The sequence below is a fragment of the Rhodanobacter sp. FW021-MT20 genome (assembly GCF_041107475.1).
Lineage (GTDB): Bacteria > Pseudomonadota > Gammaproteobacteria > Xanthomonadales > Rhodanobacteraceae > Rhodanobacter_A > Rhodanobacter_A glycinis.
Map to the genome: position 1 here is coordinate 151,941 of NZ_JBGBPX010000005.1, position 18,467 is coordinate 170,407.

At 64.9% G+C, this 18,467-nt stretch carries 17 protein-coding genes; 7 read left to right on the top strand and 10 right to left on the bottom strand.

Annotated features, from left to right (window positions below):
• The first annotated feature begins 165 nt into the window (after positions 1-165).
• From AB7849_RS08345 to AB7849_RS08355, 3 genes are all read left to right on the top strand, one after another.
• The gene (locus AB7849_RS08345; RefSeq protein ID WP_008210952.1) at positions 166-1,629 is read left to right on the top strand and encodes an N-acetylmuramoyl-L-alanine amidase; all 1,464 of its coding nucleotides are present in this window, start codon (positions 166-168) and stop codon (positions 1,627-1,629) included.
• 78 nt (positions 1,630-1,707) lie between these two features.
• Positions 1,708-3,537, top strand: coding sequence for a DNA mismatch repair endonuclease MutL (mutL, locus tag AB7849_RS08350; protein WP_008210954.1), 1,830 nt, complete (start codon positions 1,708-1,710; stop codon positions 3,535-3,537).
• Positions 3,538-3,725: 188 nt separating this feature from the next.
• Positions 3,726-4,658, top strand: coding sequence for a DUF1684 domain-containing protein (locus tag AB7849_RS08355; protein WP_008210955.1), 933 nt, complete (start codon positions 3,726-3,728; stop codon positions 4,656-4,658).
• A 437-nt stretch (positions 4,659-5,095) separates the two neighbouring features.
• Here the strand turns inward: AB7849_RS08355 and AB7849_RS08360 are convergent, their stop codons facing one another.
• Positions 5,096-5,878 carry an enoyl-CoA hydratase-related protein gene (locus AB7849_RS08360; RefSeq protein WP_369500834.1) on the bottom strand — a complete coding sequence of 261 codons (783 nt, stop codon included), beginning with the start codon at positions 5,876-5,878 and terminating at the stop codon, positions 5,096-5,098.
• 161 nt (positions 5,879-6,039) lie between these two features.
• Between AB7849_RS08360 and AB7849_RS08365 the strand changes: the two genes are divergently transcribed.
• The 4 genes from AB7849_RS08365 to AB7849_RS08380 are packed head-to-tail and all read left to right on the top strand — an operon-like array spanning position 6,040 to position 8,447.
• A complete protein-coding gene (locus AB7849_RS08365; RefSeq protein WP_008213269.1) occupies positions 6,040-6,768 on the top strand; it encodes an FKBP-type peptidyl-prolyl cis-trans isomerase in 729 nt (242 codons plus the stop codon).
• Positions 6,769-6,823: 55 nt separating this feature from the next.
• Complete coding sequence (locus tag AB7849_RS08370) at positions 6,824-7,012, top strand: DUF1289 domain-containing protein (protein WP_245734774.1); 189 nt, start codon at positions 6,824-6,826, stop codon at positions 7,010-7,012.
• Complete coding sequence (locus tag AB7849_RS08375; protein ID WP_037100722.1) at positions 7,009-7,602, top strand: NUDIX hydrolase; 594 nt, start codon at positions 7,009-7,011, stop codon at positions 7,600-7,602. The genes AB7849_RS08370 and AB7849_RS08375 overlap by 4 nt, the downstream gene beginning before the upstream one ends.
• Positions 7,599-8,447 carry a sulfurtransferase gene (locus AB7849_RS08380; RefSeq protein ID WP_008213272.1) on the top strand — a complete coding sequence of 283 codons (849 nt, stop codon included), beginning with the start codon at positions 7,599-7,601 and terminating at the stop codon, positions 8,445-8,447. Before AB7849_RS08375 ends, AB7849_RS08380 begins: the two co-directional genes overlap by 4 nt.
• A gap of 15 nt (positions 8,448-8,462) precedes the next feature.
• Here the strand turns inward: AB7849_RS08380 and AB7849_RS08385 are convergent, their stop codons facing one another.
• The 9 genes from AB7849_RS08385 to AB7849_RS08425 all read right to left on the bottom strand — a co-directional run bounded on the left by AB7849_RS08385 (position 8,463) and on the right by AB7849_RS08425 (position 18,200).
• Positions 8,463-9,035, bottom strand: coding sequence for a DUF6933 domain-containing protein (locus tag AB7849_RS08385; protein WP_008213274.1), 573 nt, complete (start codon positions 9,033-9,035; stop codon positions 8,463-8,465).
• Entirely contained in the window at positions 9,032-10,267 is a 1,236-nt protein-coding gene (locus tag AB7849_RS08390) for a restriction endonuclease subunit S (RefSeq protein WP_369500835.1), read from the bottom strand. The genes AB7849_RS08385 and AB7849_RS08390 overlap by 4 nt, the downstream gene beginning before the upstream one ends.
• On the bottom strand, positions 10,264-11,895 hold the full coding sequence (locus AB7849_RS08395; protein ID WP_037100725.1) for an HsdM family class I SAM-dependent methyltransferase: 1,632 nt from the start codon (positions 11,893-11,895) through the stop codon (positions 10,264-10,266). Before AB7849_RS08395 ends, AB7849_RS08390 begins: the two co-directional genes overlap by 4 nt.
• Positions 11,896-11,936: 41 nt before the next feature.
• The gene (locus AB7849_RS08400) at positions 11,937-12,236 is read right to left on the bottom strand and encodes a type II toxin-antitoxin system RelE/ParE family toxin (protein ID WP_008213279.1); all 300 of its coding nucleotides are present in this window, start codon (positions 12,234-12,236) and stop codon (positions 11,937-11,939) included.
• Complete coding sequence (locus AB7849_RS08405) at positions 12,233-12,502, bottom strand: YlcI/YnfO family protein (RefSeq protein WP_008213280.1); 270 nt, start codon at positions 12,500-12,502, stop codon at positions 12,233-12,235. The genes AB7849_RS08400 and AB7849_RS08405 overlap by 4 nt, the downstream gene beginning before the upstream one ends.
• Positions 12,503-12,575: 73 nt before the next feature.
• Positions 12,576-15,671, bottom strand: a complete 3,096-nt coding sequence (locus AB7849_RS08410) for a type I restriction endonuclease subunit R (protein ID WP_369500837.1) — start codon at positions 15,669-15,671, stop codon at positions 12,576-12,578.
• Positions 15,668-15,874: a ribbon-helix-helix domain-containing protein gene (locus AB7849_RS08415; RefSeq protein WP_008213282.1), complete on the bottom strand. Its 207-nt coding sequence runs from the start codon at positions 15,872-15,874 to the stop codon at positions 15,668-15,670. Before AB7849_RS08415 ends, AB7849_RS08410 begins: the two co-directional genes overlap by 4 nt.
• Positions 15,875-15,972: 98 nt before the next feature.
• On the bottom strand, positions 15,973-16,728 hold the full coding sequence (locus AB7849_RS08420; RefSeq protein ID WP_369500838.1) for an enoyl-CoA hydratase/isomerase family protein: 756 nt from the start codon (positions 16,726-16,728) through the stop codon (positions 15,973-15,975).
• A gap of 14 nt (positions 16,729-16,742) precedes the next feature.
• Positions 16,743-18,200: a DUF4139 domain-containing protein gene (locus AB7849_RS08425; RefSeq protein WP_008213285.1), complete on the bottom strand. Its 1,458-nt coding sequence runs from the start codon at positions 18,198-18,200 to the stop codon at positions 16,743-16,745.
• Positions 18,201-18,467 lie beyond the last annotated feature (267 nt).

Consider the following 18,467-nt stretch of genomic DNA (forward strand, 5'->3'; position numbering starts at 1 on the left):
TTTCGTATGGAAAAAGTATCGAGCCGGTGGCCTTGCCAAGGTTGCCTGCATAAAGCGCGGCTTAGGGTCAATAGCTTGATCTGATCTGACGAATAGTGTGCAGGTTATGGATATTCAAGGGAAAAGCCCTTGCAATCGTCCATTTGCTGCGCTTCAATGCTGCCTATGAACGGAACCCTGACGCGTCTGCTGTGGATGGCTGGTGTCGCAATGGCGACAGCGGTGCCGTGCGGTGCTTCCAGCGCGGCCGAAGTGAAGGATGCACGCGTCTGGGCCGGGCCGGATTACACCCGCGTGGTGTTCGACCTGTCCGGGCCGGTGCATTACAAGCTCAGCCAGCAGGATGGCAAGGTGGTGATTGCCCTGCCGGCCAGCAGCCTGGCGGGCGGCTTCAACGGTCCGGCGGCGCAAGGGCGCTTCAAGGGCATGACGAATACCCGTGAGGGCGGCACCTTGCAGCTGGCGGCGAACGTGGCGCCGGGCAGTCGTCCGCGCGACTTCATGCTCGGCCCTTCCGGCAAGGCCGGTTATCGCCTGGTGCTCGATCTGTATCCCGACAACGCCGCTGCAGCTACCAAGACGGTTGCGTCGGCCAAGACGACGGGCAAGCCGGTCGTGATCCCCACGGCAGAGGTTCATCGCGTCTCCGATTTCAAGAAGCTGGACTCCCGCCAGGTGGCAGCGCTGCTCGGTGGCGAGCGCAAGGTGATCGTGGCGATCGATGCCGGTCACGGCGGCAAGGATCCCGGCGCCCATGGTCCCGATGGCACGCTGGAAAAGAACGTGACGCTGGCGGTGGCGCGTGATCTGGCGGCCCAGATCAACAAGCAGCCGGGCATGAAGGCGGTGCTGACGCGCACGGGCGACTATTACATTCCGCTCAAGCGACGCTATGAGATCGCGCGTGCCGACAAGGCCGACCTGTTCATCTCGATCCACGCCGATTCCTACACCAGCAGCGATGCGCGCGGTTCGTCGGTATGGGTGTTGTCCTCGCGTGGCAAGAGCTCGGTGGCCGCACGGTTGCTGGCCGATCGCGAAAACAGCTCCGATCTGATTGGCGGTGTGTCGCTGGCGGCTGAAAACGACAGCCTCGCCTCCGTGCTGCTGGACATGCAGCAGGGCTGGGCGGTGCAGGCCAGCGACGTGGTGGCGAACAATGTGCTCAAGGCGCTGGCCCAGCTTGGGCCGACTCATCGCGATCACATCGAGCACGCCAACTTCGTGGTGCTGCGTTCGCCCGATGTGCCGTCGATCCTGGTCGAGACCGCCTTCATCAGCAATCCGACGGAAGAGCGCAAGCTGCGCAATCCCCAGCACCAGCGCGCGCTGGCGACGGCGGTGATGGGCGGCGTGAAGGATTACTTCGAAAGCTCGCCGCCGCCGGGCACCTGGTTTGCCGCGCAGGCTGCGCGTCGGGCGGGCGTCCAACTGGCTTCGGTCGACGCCTCGGCCAAATCCGGTGCGGGCGCGGCCAAGGGTGGCGACAAGCACCGCGTCGCCCGCGGCGAAAGCCTGAGCAGCATCGCGCACCAGTACGGCGTGAGCGTCAGCTCGCTGAAAAGCGCCAACGGCATCAGCAGCAACAGCCTGCAGGCCGGCACGGTGCTGATGATTCCCACGGGCTGAACGGCCCGTGGGGCGGATGGGCGGATTCATCGCCACCGTCCGCTTTTGTTGTCGGGGCACGCTGGTTAAGCTTGGCCGATGCCCCAGATTCGCCCGCTCCCCCCCGCACTCATCAACCAGATCGCCGCCGGTGAAGTCATCGAGCGGCCGTCCTCGGTGGTCAAGGAACTGGTCGAGAACAGCCTCGACGCCGGCGCCACGCGCATCGAGGTGGACATCGAGGCCGGTGGCGCGCGGCTGATTCGCGTACGCGACGATGGCGGCGGCATCGCACCGGACGAATTGCAGTTGGCGGTGGCCTCGCACGCCACCAGCAAGATCGGCAGCTTCGATGATCTCGAGCACGTCGCCAGCATGGGGTTCCGCGGCGAGGCGCTGGCCTCGGTGTCGTCGGTGGCGCGATTCGCGCTCACCTCGCGTCCGCGCGATGCGGACAATGCGTTCCGCATCGAGGTCGACGGCGGCAAGCTGCAGGCGGCGCGCCCCGCGCAGCATCCGCCGGGCACCAGCGTGGAAGTGCGCGACCTGTTCTACAACGTGCCGGCGCGCAAGAAATTCATGCGCGCCGAACGCACCGAGTTCGCCCATATCGACGATTTGCTGAAGTCGTTGGCACTGGCGCGCGGCGCGGTGGAGTTCCGGCTCAGTCACAACGGCAAGCCGGTGCGCATCTGGAAGACCGCGCGCGACGAACAGGCCGAGTTGCAGCGCGTGGCCGAAGTGCTTGGCGCCGATTTTCCGCAACAAAGCCTGCGCGTCGAACATGCCGCCGCGGGCATGCGTTTGTCTGGCTGGGTGGGTTTGCCCACTGCCTCGCGTTCGCAGGCCGACTCGCAGTATTTCTACGTCAACGGCCGGCTGGTGCGCGACCGCGTGGTGACGCACGCGGTGCGTCAGGCCTATGCCGACGTGCTGTTCCACGGTCGCCATCCGGTCTTCGTGCTGTACCTGGAACTTGATCCGGCCGGCGTCGACGTCAACGTGCATCCGGCCAAGCACGAAGTGCGCTTCCGCGAGCAGCGGCTGGTGCACGACTTTCTGTTCCGCACCTTGCACGAGGCGTTGGCGCAGACACGCGCGGGGCAGGTTGAATCGCACGCACAGGCTGACGACGGTCGCCTGCACATGACGACATCGGGTGCATCTTCCAGCGAGCGCGTGCCCGGCTTGCCGGCCATGCAAACGTGGCCGACGCACGCGTCGCAGAGCCGACTGACGCTGGGTGTGCGCGACCAGCCGCTGGCCGACTACGCGGCACTGGTCGGCGAGCTTCCACGCGCGGCACCTGCCGTCGCGCCGATGGCGGAAAGCGAACCCGGAGAAGCGCCGCCGCTGGGTTACGCCATCGCCCAGCTCAAGAACATCTACGTGCTCGCCGAGAATGCGCAGGGCCTGGTGCTGGTGGACATGCACGCCGCGCACGAGCGGATCACCTACGAGAGGCTCAAGACCGGGCGTGCGTGCAGCAACCTGCGCTCGCAATTGCTGCTTGTCCCCTTGAGCCTGGCGGTCAGCGCGAAGGAGGCGGCTGCCGCCGAGGAGCACGCCGACGCCCTTGCCGAGTGGGGGCTGGAACTGTCGCGCAGCGGTCCGTCCGGGGTGGTGGTGCGGCGCATCCCGGCCTTGCTTGAGGGCGCCGACGTAGGTCAGCTCGCCCGTGACGTGCTGGCCGAACTGGCCCAGCACGGCAGCTCGCGCCGTCTGCAGGAGCTGGAAAACGAGCTGCTTTCCACCATGGCATGCCATGGTTCGGTGCGTGCGGGGCGGCGCCTGTCGATTCCCGAAATGAATGCGTTGCTGCGCGACATGGAAGCCACCGAGCGTTCCGGCCAATGCAACCATGGTCGACCGACCTGGACGCAGCTTTCGCTGTCCGAGCTGGACCGGTTGTTCATGCGCGGGCGATAAACGTGGAGATTCGTCATTGCCGCGAAGTGGCAATCCGGTGACGTTGACATCATGCGCCGGAAGGCGCTGGATCCCGGATATCGCTGCGCGATTCCGTGATGACGCCGGGAATGGTTGTGGCATCAAGGCTTGTCGGCCCGGCGTTTGGACGTCCATACTCAAGCCTTCCATTGCCGCGGATCGCCCCCATGTTGCGTGTCGCCGCCTTTCTTCTTGCCTTGATTCCCGGAGTCGCCGCCGTGCATGCCACTGATGTTCCCCATTCCAGCACTGCCTACACACAGCAAGTCGAACAGTGGCGTGCCGCCCGCGTGGCGCGACTCACGGCGCCCGATGGCTGGCTCAGCCTGATCGGCCTGGAATGGCTGCACGAGGGTGCGAATCGCGTCGGCAGTGCGGCCGACAACGACATCGTGCTGAAGGCCGGGCCTGCGCATCTTGGCGTCGTGACGGTGGCTGCCGACGGGACGACCCGTATCGCGTTGGCGAAGGGTGTGGATGCGACCATCGATGGCCAGAAGCTCGAATCGGCAACCCTGGTCGATGACATGCACGTCAATGGCGATGCCGCACCGACCACGGTGCGTTTCGGCCACGCGAGCTTCTTCGTGATCGATCGCGACGGGCGCAGGGCGTTGCGGGTGAAAGACAGCGATGCCGCGGCGCGCCGTGACTTCGTCGGTATTGACTATTTTCCGATCGACCCGTCGTGGCGCATCGAGGCCGACTGGGTGCCGTTCGATCCGCCGCATGACCTGCAGATGGGCACGGCGATCGGAACCATCGACACGGTGAAGATTCCGGGCAAGGCCGTGTTTCACCGTGACGGCCAGACTTTCGAGCTGCTGCCGTACCAGGAAGAGCCCGGCGGCGAGTTGTTCTTCGTGCTGGCCGACAAGACGTCGGGCAAGCAGACCTACGGTGCTGCGCGCTTCCTCTACGCGGCGTTACCCGCGGGTGGCATCGACAAGCCGGGCAAGCTGGTGCTGGATTTCAACCGGGCCTACAACCCGCCATGTGCCTTCACGCCGTTCGCCACGTGTCCGCTGGCACCGCCGGAAAACCGGCTGGATATCGCGGTGACCGCCGGCGAGAAAAAGTATCGCGGCGGGGATCACTGAGAAACTGCGGTTCGCGATGACTTCCTCTCCCCGGAGGGGAGAGGGAGAACACCAAGCGTTGAGCAGCCGCGGTGCGCCGTGACTTCCTCTCCCCGCCGGGGAGAGGACCGAGGTGAGGGGTGGGTGCTCGTGAAAGCGTGGCATGGGTGAGGTTGTCGCTGGAGTGCCCCCTCACCCCAACCCTCTCCCCGGAGGGGAGAGGGAGAACACCAAGCGTTGAGCAGCCGCGGTGCGCCGTGACTTCCTCTCCCCCGCCGGGGAGAGGACCGAGGTGAGGGGCGGGTGCTCGCGAAAGCATGGCATGAGCGAGCTTGTCGCAGGAGCGGCTCCTCACCCCAACCCTCTCCCCGGAAGGGAGAGGGAGAACACCAAGCGTTGAGCAACCGCGGCACGCGATGACTTCCTCTCCCCGCCGGGGAGAGGGAGAACAGCGATGGTCAGCTGCCCTTGAATGCCGCCTTGCGCTTTTCCAGAAAGGCGCTGGTGCCTTCGTGCATGTCGTCGGTGGAGAACATCAGTGCGAAGCCCTGGGTTTCGAATTCCAGGCCCTGGTCGAGCGCAGCTTCGCCTCCCTGCAACACCGCATCGAGAATGCCGGCAGCGGCCAGTGGTGCGGCGGCGGCCAGCTGATCGGCCAGGGCGGCCACGCTCTCGTCCAATGCCTCAGGCGCCACCACACGGTTGACGATGCCCAGCTCGTACGCGCGTTGTGCGCCGATCGGCGCGCCGGTGAGGCACAGTTCCAGCGCAGCGCTGCGGCCGGCCAGGCGCAACAGGCGCTGGGTGCCGCCGAAGCCGGGGATCAGGCCGAGGTTGATCTCGGGCTGGCCGAACCTGGCCTTCTCGCTGGCGACGCGCAGATGGCAGGCCATCGCCAGTTCCATGCCGCCACCCAGCGCGAAGCCCTGGATGCGTGCGATCACCGGCTTGCCCAGTCGCTCGATCGAGCTCATCAGGCGTTGGCCTGCACGCGAGAAGCCTTGCGCCTGCACCGGCGTGTAACCATTCATCTCGGCAATGTCGGCGCCGGCCACGAAGGCCTTCTCGCCGGCGCCGGTCAACACCACGGCGCGCATGGCGTCGTCCTGCGCGGCCTGGGCGAAGGCGATGGTCAGCTCGTTGAGCGTGTCGCGGTTCAGCGCATTGAGCTTGTCGGGACGGTTCACGGTGATGGTGCGCACCGCGCCACGGTTGGAGATTTCCAGGTTGCGATAAGCCATGATGGGGATTCCGGCAGGGCAAAGCCGGCATGGTAGCAGCGGGAACCTTTGCCGTTGTCGGGTTTCTCAGTTCCGTGCGCCGGATCGGTCGGTAGCTGCTGCATGTCGCAGTGGAACCACCTAGGATGTTGCGCTGTAGGTCCGTCCGCTGGAGATATGGAATGACACGACTGCGTTGGCTCGCCTTCGGCCTGCTTTTCGTCGCGGGAGCGACGCTGGCGCAGCAGCGCATGATGGCGCCCGGCACACCGGCGGTGAAGCTGGACAAGCACAAGCTTTCCTATGCCATCGGCTACCAGATCGGCAGCCAGTTCGCGGATGGCCAGCCAGCAGTGGACCTGGCCACTTTGCAGCAGGCAATCCGTGATGCCTTCGCCAAGCGCCCGCCATCGGTATCGATGCAGGACATGCGCCAGCAGCTGCACGAGCTCGATCACCAGATGCATGCGCAGGCCGTGTCCGAGTTCCGGCATCTGGCGGAAGCGAACCTGCGCAAGAGCCAGGCGTACATGGCGAGCAATGCCAAGCAGCCCGGCGTGGTGCAGTTGCCCTCGGGCATCCAGTATTCGGTGATCAAGAAGGGCAGTGGCACGATCACCCCGACCGTCACCAGCACGGTGACGGTGAACTATCGCGGCATGCTCACCGACGGCACCGAATTCGACAGTACCTGGGCGCGTGGCCAGCCGGTCAGCTTCGCCGTCAACAACGTGATCCGCGGTTGGCAGGACGTGATTCCGCGCATGCACGTGGGCGATCGCTGGAAGGTGGTGATCCCGCCGCAGCTGGCCTACGGCAAGCATGGCGCATTGCCGCGGATCGGGCCGAACGAGGCGCTGGTGTTCGAGATCGAGCTGCTCGACATCAAGTCCGGGCCAAACCATCCCTGATCGCGTGACGCCGGGTCATCGGGACGGAGCCCGGCCGGTGGTAACATGGCCGGGCATGTCGAACGACCCTGCCGTACCTCCTCCCGTCCTCACGCCCTGTGTCGGCATCTGTCGGCTGGATGCGCGTGGCTATTGCGTCGGGTGCCGCCGCACCGGCGAGGAAATCGGTCACTGGCGCGAGATGAGCGAGACCGAGCGGCGTTACTGGATGGACGTGGTGCTGCCGGCAAGGCCGCCGGCATGATCGACGAGCTTCTGCAGTCGCTGATCCCGCTGTCTTCGCCGCCGTCGGGGCCGGGCTGGAACCATGCATCGATGGTCGAGTTGCTGGGCGATGTGCCATTGCGGCCGGCATCCGTGCTGATCGGCCTGCGCGAAGGCGTGCAGCCGCGAATCATCCTCACCGTGCGCACCAGCCACCTCACCGCACATGCCGGACAGGTGGCGTTCCCGGGCGGCAGTCGCGATGCCGCCGATGGCGACGCAGTAGTCACCGCGCTGCGCGAAAGCGAGGAGGAAATCGGCCTCGATCGCACGCTGGCGTCGCCGCAGGGTTACCTCGACTGTTTCGAAACCATCAGCGGCTTTTGCATCACCCCGGTGGTGGCGTGCATCGACGCCAGCGCGCGCTTGCGCCCGTCGCCGGACGAGGTGGACGAAGTGTTCGAGGTGCCGCTGTCGTTCTTTCTCGAACCGGCCAACCTGCGTCGCTACGTGATGGAGTACCGTGGCCGCCAGCGCGAGATGGTGGAATTCGTGCATGGTGGCCACCGCATCTGGGGCGCCACCGCGGCCATCTTGCTGAACATGCTGGAGAGGATGAAACGCGCATGAAAACCACGCTGATTTCCGTCGCCGAACTCGCCGCGTTGCCGCCGTCGGATGTGCTTGTCGTCGATTGTCGCCACGTGATGGCCGATACGACCCAAGCCGAGCGCGACTATCGCGCCGGGCACATTCCCGGTGCCGTGTTCGCCGATCTCGACCGTGATCTGTCCGACCTTTCGCGGCGGTCCGAAGGCTTGGGCCGGCATCCCTTGCCGTCCGAATCGGCCTTTACCGATCTGCTGGGTCGCTGGGGCTGGCTCCCCGGCCTGCAGGTGGTGGCTTACGACGCCGCCAACGGCGCCATGGCCGCGTCGCGCCTGTGGTGGTTGCTGCGCCTTGCCGGCGAGCATGCGGTCGCGGTGCTCGACGGTGGCCTGGCTGCCTGGCAGTCCGCCGGCTTGCCGATGGAAACAGGAGCCACCGAACGCACGTCGACGCAGGTGGTGGTCCACTTCGATCCGGACCAGGTGATCCTCGATCACGACGCGGTGGTCGGGCAGTCGCAGCAAGTGGTGCTGGATGCGCGCGCCACGCCGCGCTATCGCGGCGACGTGGAGCCGCTCGATCGCGTCGGCGGACATATTCCCGGCGCGCTGAACCGCCCGTTCGCCGACAACCTGGATGCCGACGGCCGCTTCAGGCCCGCCGCCGAATTGAAGAACGAATTCCTCGCGTTGATCGGCACGCATGCGCCAGAGCAAGTCGTGCACTCGTGCGGCTCCGGCGTCACCGCCTGCCACAACCTGCTGGCGATGGAATACGCCGGTCTGAATGGCTCGAAGCTCTACGCGCCGTCGTGGAGCGGCTGGGTCAGCGATCCGTCGCGGCCCGTGGCCAAGGGCGAAGCCTGAGCACAACGCTTCGTTTTAGTGCGAGGCGGGCGGGGCGGCGCGGTCGAAAGGGAGCATCTGCGCTGCGGGCAGCAGATGCTGCCGCAACAAGTCGAGCGGGCGGTGGTATTCCATGTTGTGGCGCGCGTTGCGGCCCAGCGCGGCATGCTTGAACAGGCCGTCCCATTCCTGCGCGGCAACCTCCGGCAGGGAGCGATCGCCATGTTCCAGCGCCAGCCAGAACGCGAACTTGCGCTGGTTGAGCGATGACAGCAGGCTGCGGTCGCGGGTGGCGGCGAAGGCGAAGCCGGCGTCGAAGCCATGCAGCTCCGCATCCACGCCCGGCCCGCGCAGACCGTGATGTTCGGCGATGGCGGCGAACTGCAGCAGCGCGCGCTCGTGCAGCACGCGCAGGTTGGCCGCATTGCCCGGCAGCACCAGCAGCGCGCCGGTGGCGGCATTGAGCAACACCACGAACGGCTGCCGGCGCCAGACCTCGATGTCCGCATACCACTCGCCCAGCGGGTTCGCCTCGGGCGCGGGTTCCGGCGGCTTGGCCGGCTGCTTCAGGCGCTTGAGCAACTTGGCGGTGCAGCGCAGCACGGTCATGCCACGCGCACCTGGCCGTTCATCAGCAGGGGGAGGAGCCAATCGCGGAGTAGGGTGAGCTCCGCCGACTCCTCAATTGCCAGTTTTTGCCGGTCGCGCAGAACCACCAAGACGCTTGTCAGCGATCTCCTGATGGGGTCTGGAGCTACAAGAATTCGAGCGGCGTTCAAATTTTCCTGTGTGATCTTCTTCTGTATCGATCCACTCATCATTTGAATAGCGGGTGTTTCTCTCAACATCAGATAAAGCAGATCGACGGTCCACCCGTTTCTTGGGCGAAGCACATGGGCATGATTGTTAACCCACGACTTGCCCCAGATTCTCTGAAGAACGACCTTGCCACGATCATCCATCACCGATCCATCTTCCGCCAACAGAAGAAGTTCTTCGTCAAACAAGAAATCATCGATGAAACCAAATATGCCTGTTGCGCCGTAATAGGGAATGCTTCCCGGTCGGCTCTCCCGCTGTTGCTTCGAAAGCGGAACTCTTTTTGAGTCCAAGATATCGACAATGTTACCGAGCAACGCATCGCCCCACCCCGCCGGAATCTCGCGCTTGAGGGTGTCGTTCCAGACCATCGCGCCGCCGCTGGACTTGTACGGGCGGCCGTGGGCGTCGGGGAAGTCGAACTGCACGAACCAGTAGTCGTAGATCGTCTTCGCCAGTGCCTCCAGCTCGGCGTTGATGCGGTGGTTGAGGTCGATCTTGGCGTCGAGAGCGGACAGCACCGCCGCGATTTTTCCTTGCGTCAGCTTGTCGCCGATCAGGGGGATCGCAAGCTCTTTGAGCAACGGAATCCGTAAATTGCTCACGGTTGAACCCGTAGCGTTGCTCGCACCAATCTGCATTTGCACGAAATGAGACTGCATCGCGTAAAGCAAATAGTGTTTGTCCACCTTCGCCGCATCGGGCTTGATAAGAACCTGCCGCTGGCCCAGGCAGCAAGTCACGCCATCGGGAATCATCCCGATTTCACCCATCGGCGCTTCACGCGTGATGATGAGGTCACCCGGTTGCGGGACGCTACGAGCGATGCGCTCTCGAAAACTAGCCTCATCCGTGTACGACGGGGAATCGAGCGAAATCTTGCCGTTCTTGATGTTCTCGCTACGAACGACGATCCAGCCGGCATCCGTCCAATTTGGCGTGGAATGGTGGCAATCGGTTATCGCTGCACACAACGACTCCAATTCGGCGGTTTCGCCATCAAACGCGCGCTTTCCAGTCACAGGTGCAATCCCGCCAATTGCTTCTTGATTTGGCTTTCCAGCTTCGCCGATTCGCCGAACATCTTCTCAAGCCGCGACTGGAAACCTTTAATCTTCTCTGCAAACTGCTTCGGCGTGATGTCCTCGTAGGCGATCGTCACCTCGAAATACTGCCCCGCACTCAGCGAATAGTTCTTCGCCGCGATCGCTGCGTGATCGACCACCACCGAAAAATCCTCCACTGCCTCGCGGGCGTTGAAGGTGGCCACGATCCGCTGCTCCTCGGCGCCACTCAGCAGGGTTTTCTGGTTCTTGCCTTCCTTCACCTTCTCGCCCAGCGCGGAGGCGTCGATCAGCACCACGCCGTCGCGGTTGGTGGTGTCCAGGAACAGGATCGACACGTTGGTGCCGGTGGTGGCGAAGATGTTGCTGGGCATGGAGACCACGCCGGCGATCATCTGCTCGTCCACCAGCTTCTGGCGGATGCGCAGCTCGATGCCGCTGGCGGCGGTGATGAAGCCGGTGGGCACGACCACGGCGGCTTTGCCGCCGGGTTTGAGGCTGGCGATGATGTGCTGGATGAACAAGAGGTAGATCGCCATCTTGTCCTTGGCCTTGGCCGGCACCTTGGGGATGCCGGCGAAGAAGCGGCTGGCGTTGGCGTCGCTGTCCAGGTCGTCGCGGAAGTCGGAAAAATCCATCTTGAACGGCGGATTGGAGACGATGTAGTCGAAGCGACGTAGCGCTTTTCCCTCTTTGTGCACCGGATGCAGGATGGTGTTGCCCTGGGTGATATTGGGGATGGAGTGCACCAGCTTGTTGAGCACCAGGTTCAGGCGCAGCAGGCTGGAGGATTTTTGCGAGATGTCCTGCGACCAGATGCTGCAATGGTCTTCGCCGATGGCATGCGCCAGCGCCATCAACAAGGTGCCCGAGCCCGAGGCGGGGTCGTAGCAGGTGACGTTTTTCACCGTGCCGCGCTGGTCTTGCGGCACCAGGATGTCGGCCATGATGGTGGCCACCGCGTGGGGGGTGTAGTACTCGGCGTACTTGCCGCCGTTGTCCTTGTTGTAGTCCTTGATCAGGTACTCGAACAGGGCGGCGTAGAAGTCGTACTTCTGCTCGAACAGGCGCTCGAAGCTCACCCCCACCAGCTTGTTGAACAGCGCGCGCACGAAGCCGTCGCGCTTGTCGGCGCTGCCGGTGACGTATTCGCTGAGGCGGTCGAACAGCGGCACCTTTTCGCCGTCATCGGTCTGCACCGCGAAGATCTCGTTATTGGCCACGGCGATGGCGATCAGGGTGTCGTCCCACAGCCTGGCGAAGCCGGGTTCGCTCTGGCGGTTGAACAGGCTGGGGATCAATTGGTCGGCGGTGAGCCGTGGTGTTTCCGCAGGCAGCATGTCTTGCAGGTCTTGCTGCGCCTCTTCGGGCAGTGCCTGCCAACCGACGATCCAGTCATCCACGCCGGCCAGCGCCGGGCACGCGCGCTTCATCTCGTAGGCGAACTTGTCGCACAGCAGCTTGTACAGAAAGGTCTGCACGATGATCTTGTATTCGTTGCCGTCGTTGCCGAGGCCGTTGCTGGCGCACACGGCCTTGAGGCCGTCGATCAGGTCGCGGGTTTGTTGCTGGTAGCTGGGGTTCATGGCGGTCTGTGTGGGGGTGGGATGGGGTCGGTTGCTGCCCATCAGTGGTAGTCGTCTTCGCGCTGGTGGCGCACGGCGAGGATGGTGAGGGTGTGCTCGTCTTCGATGTCGAACAAGGCGACGTAGCCGGCGTGGCCGAAAGGGATGACCAGCTCGCGCAGGAAGGGGTTGGCGTCGTCCACCTTGCGGCAGGAAAACGGCATGTCCGCCAGAAAGGCGTAGCCGCGCTCGATCGCCGCGCGTGCGCGCAGGGCCGCGGGATAGTCCACGGGTGCGAGGAAATCCAGCAGGCGTTCGAGATCGTGCTGCGCGGCCTGGCTGATCCGGACCCGGAAACTCACCGGGCGTCGGGTTTGTGCTTGGCGAGAATGGCGTCCAAACCCGCGAGCGATTCATTGACCGTGTAGTACACGCCGGTGCGCTTGGCGTCTTCCCGCGCCGCCAGACCGCGGGCGATAAACTCGGCTTGCATGTGGCGGCGATTCACCTCGTCGCGCAGGGACTGTTCCATGAAACTGGACAAGGTCTCGCCCTCGCGCAGTACGGATTCGGCCGCCTGGCGCAGCTCGGGAGCGACACGCAGGGGCGGCAAGGTGGCGGTTTTCATGGTGGCATCCTCTTGCATAGCATTTGCGATACAACGCTAGCACGGTGAGCGCCGGGCCGCCAGCAACGGGGGTTCATCCCCGGTCGAACGGCAACCGGCCCTGGGATTCGCCCAGGTATTCGCCCACCAGCAGCCGCTGGATCAGGCGGCGGGTGTCGGCATCCGGCTCGGGCGGCTTGTCCTGGAAGTGGCGCATCACGATGGGCATGACGCTGCGCTCGAAGAACGCCGGGTTGCCCAGCAGTGCGCGGTTGCCGAGCACGGCGCCGTCCATGTCGCGCTTGATGCCGACCAGCGCGGCGTGCAGGCGGGTCTGGTTGTCGCCCAGGCGGTGCGAATCCAGCAGGCGCTTGTGCACGCGCATCAGCTTGCCGTCGCCGCCGTAGCGGGCGGCGAGGTTGGCGTTGGCCTGGTTGAGTGTGCGGGCGTGCTGTTCGATGTCGCGCAGCGCGGTGATGTTCGCCTGCATTTCCTGCTGGCTCACTTCGCTGAGTTTCTTGGCCTTGAACAGGCGCTCCAGTTCGTCCTTGAGGCTGATCCAGGCCGGGTCTTGCGGGTCCTGGGTGGACGCCAGGGTTTCGCGGGTGCGGCGCAGGATGTCCTTCAGTTCGTCGGCCAGCTTCAGCTCGGCCTCGCCGATTTTCTCGAACTTGAAGATCACGTCCTCCAGCGCCTGGTTGAGCAGGCCGGAGGTGTCGTCGGCGTGTTCCAGCTGGTGCTTGAGGTTGAGCGCGGCCAGCGCGTTCTGCGCCTCGATGTGCAGAACGCGCAGCTTGCGGAAATCGAGCAGGCCGGCGAGTTGCTCGTGGCCGCCGAGACGGATCAGGTTGTACAGCTCGCGAGCCTGGGTGAGCGCCTTGACGATGGCGAGCAGTTGCTGGCGATCCTGGATCTGGCCGACCTGCTGCGAGAACAACTCGGCGTCATCCAGCGAAAAGGCGAACAGTGCCTCGCGGATGGCCTCGACGCTGGCGCGGATTTCGGCCTCGCTCATGAACAGCTGGCTGTAGTGCTCGATCTCGTCGCCCAGTTCGGCGGTGAGCTCGTCGTAGTAGTCGCGGTTGGCCCGGTCGAATTCGGCCTGGATGTCGGCGAAGTCCACCACGTAGCCGTAGCGGAACTTGCCGTAGCGGCGGTTGACCCGGGTGAGCGCCTGCAGCAGGTTGTGGTTCTTGATGACGCGGCCGAAGTAGAGCTTCTTGAGCCGCGGCGCGTCGAAGCCGGTGAGCAGCATGTTGTAGACGAACAGCAAGTCGATCCGGCCTTTCTTGTAGGCCTTGACCTGGTCTTCGCGCGACTGCTTGTCGCCCTCGTCGTGCAGGATCAGCGCGGCGCTGAGCGGCTGCCTGGCGTAATGGGCGGCGTCCTCGGCCACGCGATCCTGCCGGTAGGCGGCGTCGTTGGCCGGCTCGGCCACGATGGGCCGCGCCTCCTGCTGCATGAGCTGCTGGAACTGGCGGTGCAGCTCGCGCGCCTGCTCGGCGCTGTCGCAGATCACCATGCCGCCGATGCTGTCGTCGCCGAAGGTGATACGGGACTGCACGAAATCGCGCAGGATGTAGTCGAGCATGGCGCCGACGAAGTGCTTGTGGGCGTACAGCGCCTTGCGCTCGATGCCGCCCTGTTGCACTTCGATCGCTGCCAGCGCCTGCTGCAGCTCCATCTTGTAGCGGGTGGCGATTTCCTCGCGGATCAGGCGCAGGGTGTAGCCGTCGGCAATGGAGGCGTTGTAGTAGTACTTGTGGATGTAGTCGCCGAACAGCGCCTTGGACTGCAACTGCTCGCCGATCAGCGGCGTGCCGGTGAGGCCGATCTTGATCGCGCCGCGATCGGACTGTTCCAGGTTGGCGAGGAAGCTGCCTTTCGGGTTGTAGCTGCGGTGCACTTCGTCGAGGAAATACACGCGCTGCACGGCGAGGTTGTAGTCCTGCGCGGCGACGACGTCCGGGTCGTCCTTGAACTTCTGGATGTTGACCACGGTGATCTCGGCCGTGCCACGGTCGTTGCGGGTGGCTCCGCTCTGTTTGATGTCGCGGGCGAAGGCGTCGCGGCTGTCGATCACGTGCACGGTGAGGCCGCGCAGGCGGAATTCGTCGCGGGCCTGCTTGAGCAGGTCGAGCCGGTCAACGATGAAATAGAACCGCGGCACCTGTCCGCGCTGCTGGAACCAGTCGGTGAGGAAGCGCACGTTGTAATAGGCCAGCGCGGTCTTGCCGCTGCCCTGGGTGTGCCAGATGATGCCCTTGCGCGTGCCCGCCGCGAGACGCTCGGCGATGGCCAGCGTGGCGAACAGCTGCGGGTAGCGCATCACGTGTTTCTGGACGCCGTCTTCCTCATCCAGCCAGGCGAAGGCGTATTGCAGGATGAAGGCGAGCCGCTGGCGACTGAACAGCGAGGTGAGCAGACGGTGGGTCGGCGTGTCGGCGGCCTTGTTGCGCTCGAACTCCGGCGAACCCTTGATGCTGACCAGGTTGGTGTCGGTGAGGATGGCGTCTTCGGTGGCTTCGGACAGCGGCGCGACGGCGCTGGCAAGTTCGGCCTGGCGCTCTTCGCGGAAATAGTTGAAGTGCGCATCGCCGTAGGTGGATGCGGCGTAGAACGCGCCCTGCACGGGATCGATGGCCGCCTCGTCGTACTCCATGTTGTTGGAGAACACCTGCAGCTGGATCAGGTTGAAGAAGTGGCGAAACTTGCGGTTGGCGTGGCGACGATCCATGCGCCGGCGCTCTTCGAGCACGCCGCCGGGATTCATGCGCTTCTTCACCTCGATGATCGCCAGCGGCAGGCCGTTGACCAGCAGAGTGATGTCGGGGCGGAAGTTGTCCTCGCCGTTTTCGAACGGCAGTTCGGTGACGGCATGCCAGCTGTTGTTGTCGAGGTTATCGAAGTCGACAAGGCGCACGCCCGAGCGTGCGGTGAGGCGCTTGTGGAAGGCCTTGCCGAGGTCTTCGTGCTGCAGGTCCAGGTGCAGCTCGTCGAGCAGGCTTGGCAGATCCTGCGGGCGCAGGTCGGGGTTGATGCGCAGCAGTGCTGCTTCGAGAATCTCGGGGAAGATGTTGTTGCCGGGATCGCGTCGTGCTTGTTTCAGCGACAGGTAGCGATAGCCAAGACGCTCGAGATGCAGCAGCGCCGGAATCTTGACCCGGGAGTCTTCATTGAACGTTGTCATTCGGCGAAGAACGCATCGTCAGCCACCTGCCCAAGTCCGGAATTCAGTCCGTCCAGCAGGGTGGTGCGTGGCCTTTCCACTGCGTGCTGCTTGCGAACGCATTCGCGCAAGTACTCTTCGCTGGAACCGCAGGAGGGTGTGACGGCCTGCGTGTCGGTGAACTGCTTGAGCTCATCGGACTGGGAGACGTTCATCGTGGCCATGACACGGTCCTGTGGCAAGGTTTGCCATGGGATTGTGCGGTCGACCGTGGGGGACCGCAAGTTGCACCTGCCGCGTCGCGCGGCAGGTGCGATCATGCTCAGCCCTTGTTCTTGAGCCGGGCCACCAGCGCCTGCAGCACGATTTGTGTTTGCGGGTGGTAGAAGCCGTCGACGAAGTCGTCGATGGCCAGGGCGTCGACGTCGGACCACATGTCGATCAGGTCGGCGCGGGCAATGCGGCGGGTCGCCAGCATCGAATGGGCCGGACGAGTCAGCAGATCGTCCAGCCAGACGCGGGCGCGGGTCGCCACCTGGTCGATGGCGGTGGTTTCGTCGACGAAGCCGCAGGCCAGGGCTTCGGCCGAATCGATCATTGCACCGGCGACCAGCAGGCGTTCGGCACGATAGGCGCCGACCACGCGCCGCAACGCGAACTGGATGGCATCGGGTACGGTCAGGCCGACCTGCACCTCGTTGAGGCCGATCTTGTACGGGCCGTCGGCCATCACGCGGTAGTCGCAGAACAGCGACAGCACCGCGCCGCCGGCGGGGCTGTGGCCGGTGATCGCGGCGACCACCGGTACCGGCGACTGGGCCAGCGAGCTGCAGGTGCCGAAGAACTCGCGCCAGAATTCGCGCACGCCGTTGCGGTCGGCCTGCAGCAGTGCCGGCACATCCACGCCGGCGGAGAACATGCCTTGCGCACCGGACAGCACGATGCCGCGCGCGCCTTCGCTGACGACGGTGTCGAGGCTGCTGCGCAAGGTGCGCAGCAGTTCCAGGTTGAGCGCGTTGACCGGCGGCCGTGCAAGACGGATTTCGGTGATGGCGTCATGGCGGATGATGTCGAGCATGGAGTGGCTCCGGGTCAGGATTGCGGCTGGACGTCGGCGGTCCAGTGGTAATGCACGGCGTAGTCGAGCACGGCCTTGCCATTGGCGGGCACGTTCACGCGGAACTCCAGCGTGTCGGTGGTCTGCTTGCTCGGCTTGCTGCTGGATGAGGTCAGCGTCCATTCGCGCCAGCGGTTCGGGTGCTCGCGCACGGTGACGGTGCGTGCGTTGTCGCCGGCGTTGGTCAAGGTGATGCGGTACGCCTCGTCCATCGTGCGGCCGGCCTTGTCCACGTGGAAGGCGGTGCGTTCGCGGTTCGCACGCAGGTCGAACGCGGTGCCCAGGGTGATCGCGGCAGCGCTGCCCTTGGGCGTGTCGTCGATGCGGCCTTCGCCGATGAATTGCGGCACGCCGTGGCGGTCAGCCGTGAGCACGCGCAGGTAGCCGGCCGGCAGGCTGTCGAAAGCCTTGAACTTCAGTGTGTCGACGACGGTGTTGCTGCTGCCGGTGTTGTAATCGCGACCGAGCATCGGGTGCGACGGCGTCCAGGTACCGCCGTTCTCGTACAGCGCGGTGTGTTCGCAATCCAGCGTGCGCGGTGTGTACAGCGGCACCTGGCTGACGCTGCCGTCGGGCAGGTCCACGGTGCCGGGCAAGGTGTAGCTGCGGTAGTCGGCCAGTTGCGCCTGTTCGGGCATTGCCGGCGCGGCGGCGGCAAAGGACACCTTGGCCCGCATCATCATCGGGCGTGGCGCCGAATCCTTGGCGAAATTCGGCTCACCGGCGATCAGGGTGAGCTTCACGTCACGCCAGTCGCGGCCACTGCGGTTGGCGATGCTGGCGCGCGATTCGAACTGCATGCGGCAGCTGCCGCCCGGTTGCAGCGTGGCCACGTAGGCAGCGCGCCAGCCCAGGCCGGAGGTGGGATAGCTGAGCACCGCCTGCGTGCTGCCGGCATGCGCGGCGTCCACGCGCAGGTCGAGGCTGGAGCCGGTGGGGAAGTGGCTGCCGGCGCGCACGGCGGCATATTGGCGCACCAGGATGGTGCCGCCCGTGTTGTGCACGAGCAGGCCATCACCCGCGCGCAGCAGGGTGCCCTGGGCCAGGGTTTCGCCATTGCTGCCGAGCACGGTGATGTTCTGCCCGACCAGCCCGGTCATCGCCGCATCCGCGCCTTGTGCAAGCAGCAGGCGCTGCGAGATCACTTTCGCACTGCCATCGGGGAAGCCCAGCGCCAGGGCCTCGGCGTCGATGTGGTCGGGCAGGTCGCCCAGCACCACGTCGTGGGTACCGGATTGCAGCGTCAGCGTGCGCTGTTCGCGGATCACGGCGTAACCGTCGTCGGCACCACCGTTGTTGCTGCTGGCATACAGCGCGGCGTTGTCGCTGCGGTAGAGCGTCATGCTGGCGTTGTCGGCGGCATGGGCCAGCGGTACGCCGCCCAGCACGGTGGCACAGGCGAGGGCAAGGATGGTTCGATGCGGTGTCGTCATGAGGCGCTCCTTCGTGGGGAAGGGCCATCATAACGGGCGCGTTCGGATCATGGCCCGGGTTGCGCCGGCTCGCGCTGCCGATGCGCCAAAGCGTGACCAGCTTCAGCCGTGCGGCGTGCGCACTTGCGGCTGTCGGCGTCTCCGGCTGGCGTGAAGCTGTTGCCGGACGGCCGTTTTTCGAGTCGTTGTGAAGCCACGCCCAAGCGAATTGTTGCGATGCAACTTTCCACGATCTAAATTTGCGGGAAGCATAGTGGGCGCGGAGGG

What these genes read in the sequence shown, in the direction of transcription:
- AB7849_RS08345 (WP_008210952.1), top strand. Translation starts at nt 166, where the DNA reads ATGAACGGAACCCTGACGCGTCTGCTGTGGATGGCTGGTGTCGCAATG.
- mutL (WP_008210954.1), top strand. Translation starts at nt 1,708, where the DNA reads ATGCCCCAGATTCGCCCGCTCCCCCCCGCACTCATCAACCAGATCGCC.
- AB7849_RS08355 (WP_008210955.1), top strand. Translation starts at nt 3,726, where the DNA reads ATGTTGCGTGTCGCCGCCTTTCTTCTTGCCTTGATTCCCGGAGTCGCC.
- AB7849_RS08360 (WP_369500834.1), bottom strand. Translation starts at nt 5,878, where the DNA reads ATGGCTTATCGCAACCTGGAAATCTCCAACCGTGGCGCGGTGCGCACC.
- AB7849_RS08365 (WP_008213269.1), top strand. Translation starts at nt 6,040, where the DNA reads ATGACACGACTGCGTTGGCTCGCCTTCGGCCTGCTTTTCGTCGCGGGA.
- AB7849_RS08370 (WP_245734774.1), top strand. Translation starts at nt 6,824, where the DNA reads ATGTCGAACGACCCTGCCGTACCTCCTCCCGTCCTCACGCCCTGTGTC.
- AB7849_RS08375 (WP_037100722.1), top strand. Translation starts at nt 7,009, where the DNA reads ATGATCGACGAGCTTCTGCAGTCGCTGATCCCGCTGTCTTCGCCGCCG.
- AB7849_RS08380 (WP_008213272.1), top strand. Translation starts at nt 7,599, where the DNA reads ATGAAAACCACGCTGATTTCCGTCGCCGAACTCGCCGCGTTGCCGCCG.
- AB7849_RS08385 (WP_008213274.1), bottom strand. Translation starts at nt 9,035, where the DNA reads ATGACCGTGCTGCGCTGCACCGCCAAGTTGCTCAAGCGCCTGAAGCAG.
- AB7849_RS08395 (WP_037100725.1), bottom strand. Translation starts at nt 11,895, where the DNA reads ATGAACCCCAGCTACCAGCAACAAACCCGCGACCTGATCGACGGCCTC.
- AB7849_RS08405 (WP_008213280.1), bottom strand. Translation starts at nt 12,502, where the DNA reads ATGAAAACCGCCACCTTGCCGCCCCTGCGTGTCGCTCCCGAGCTGCGC.
- AB7849_RS08410 (WP_369500837.1), bottom strand. Translation starts at nt 15,671, where the DNA reads ATGACAACGTTCAATGAAGACTCCCGGGTCAAGATTCCGGCGCTGCTG.
- AB7849_RS08415 (WP_008213282.1), bottom strand. Translation starts at nt 15,874, where the DNA reads ATGGCCACGATGAACGTCTCCCAGTCCGATGAGCTCAAGCAGTTCACC.
- AB7849_RS08420 (WP_369500838.1), bottom strand. Translation starts at nt 16,728, where the DNA reads ATGCTCGACATCATCCGCCATGACGCCATCACCGAAATCCGTCTTGCA.
- AB7849_RS08425 (WP_008213285.1), bottom strand. Translation starts at nt 18,200, where the DNA reads ATGACGACACCGCATCGAACCATCCTTGCCCTCGCCTGTGCCACCGTG.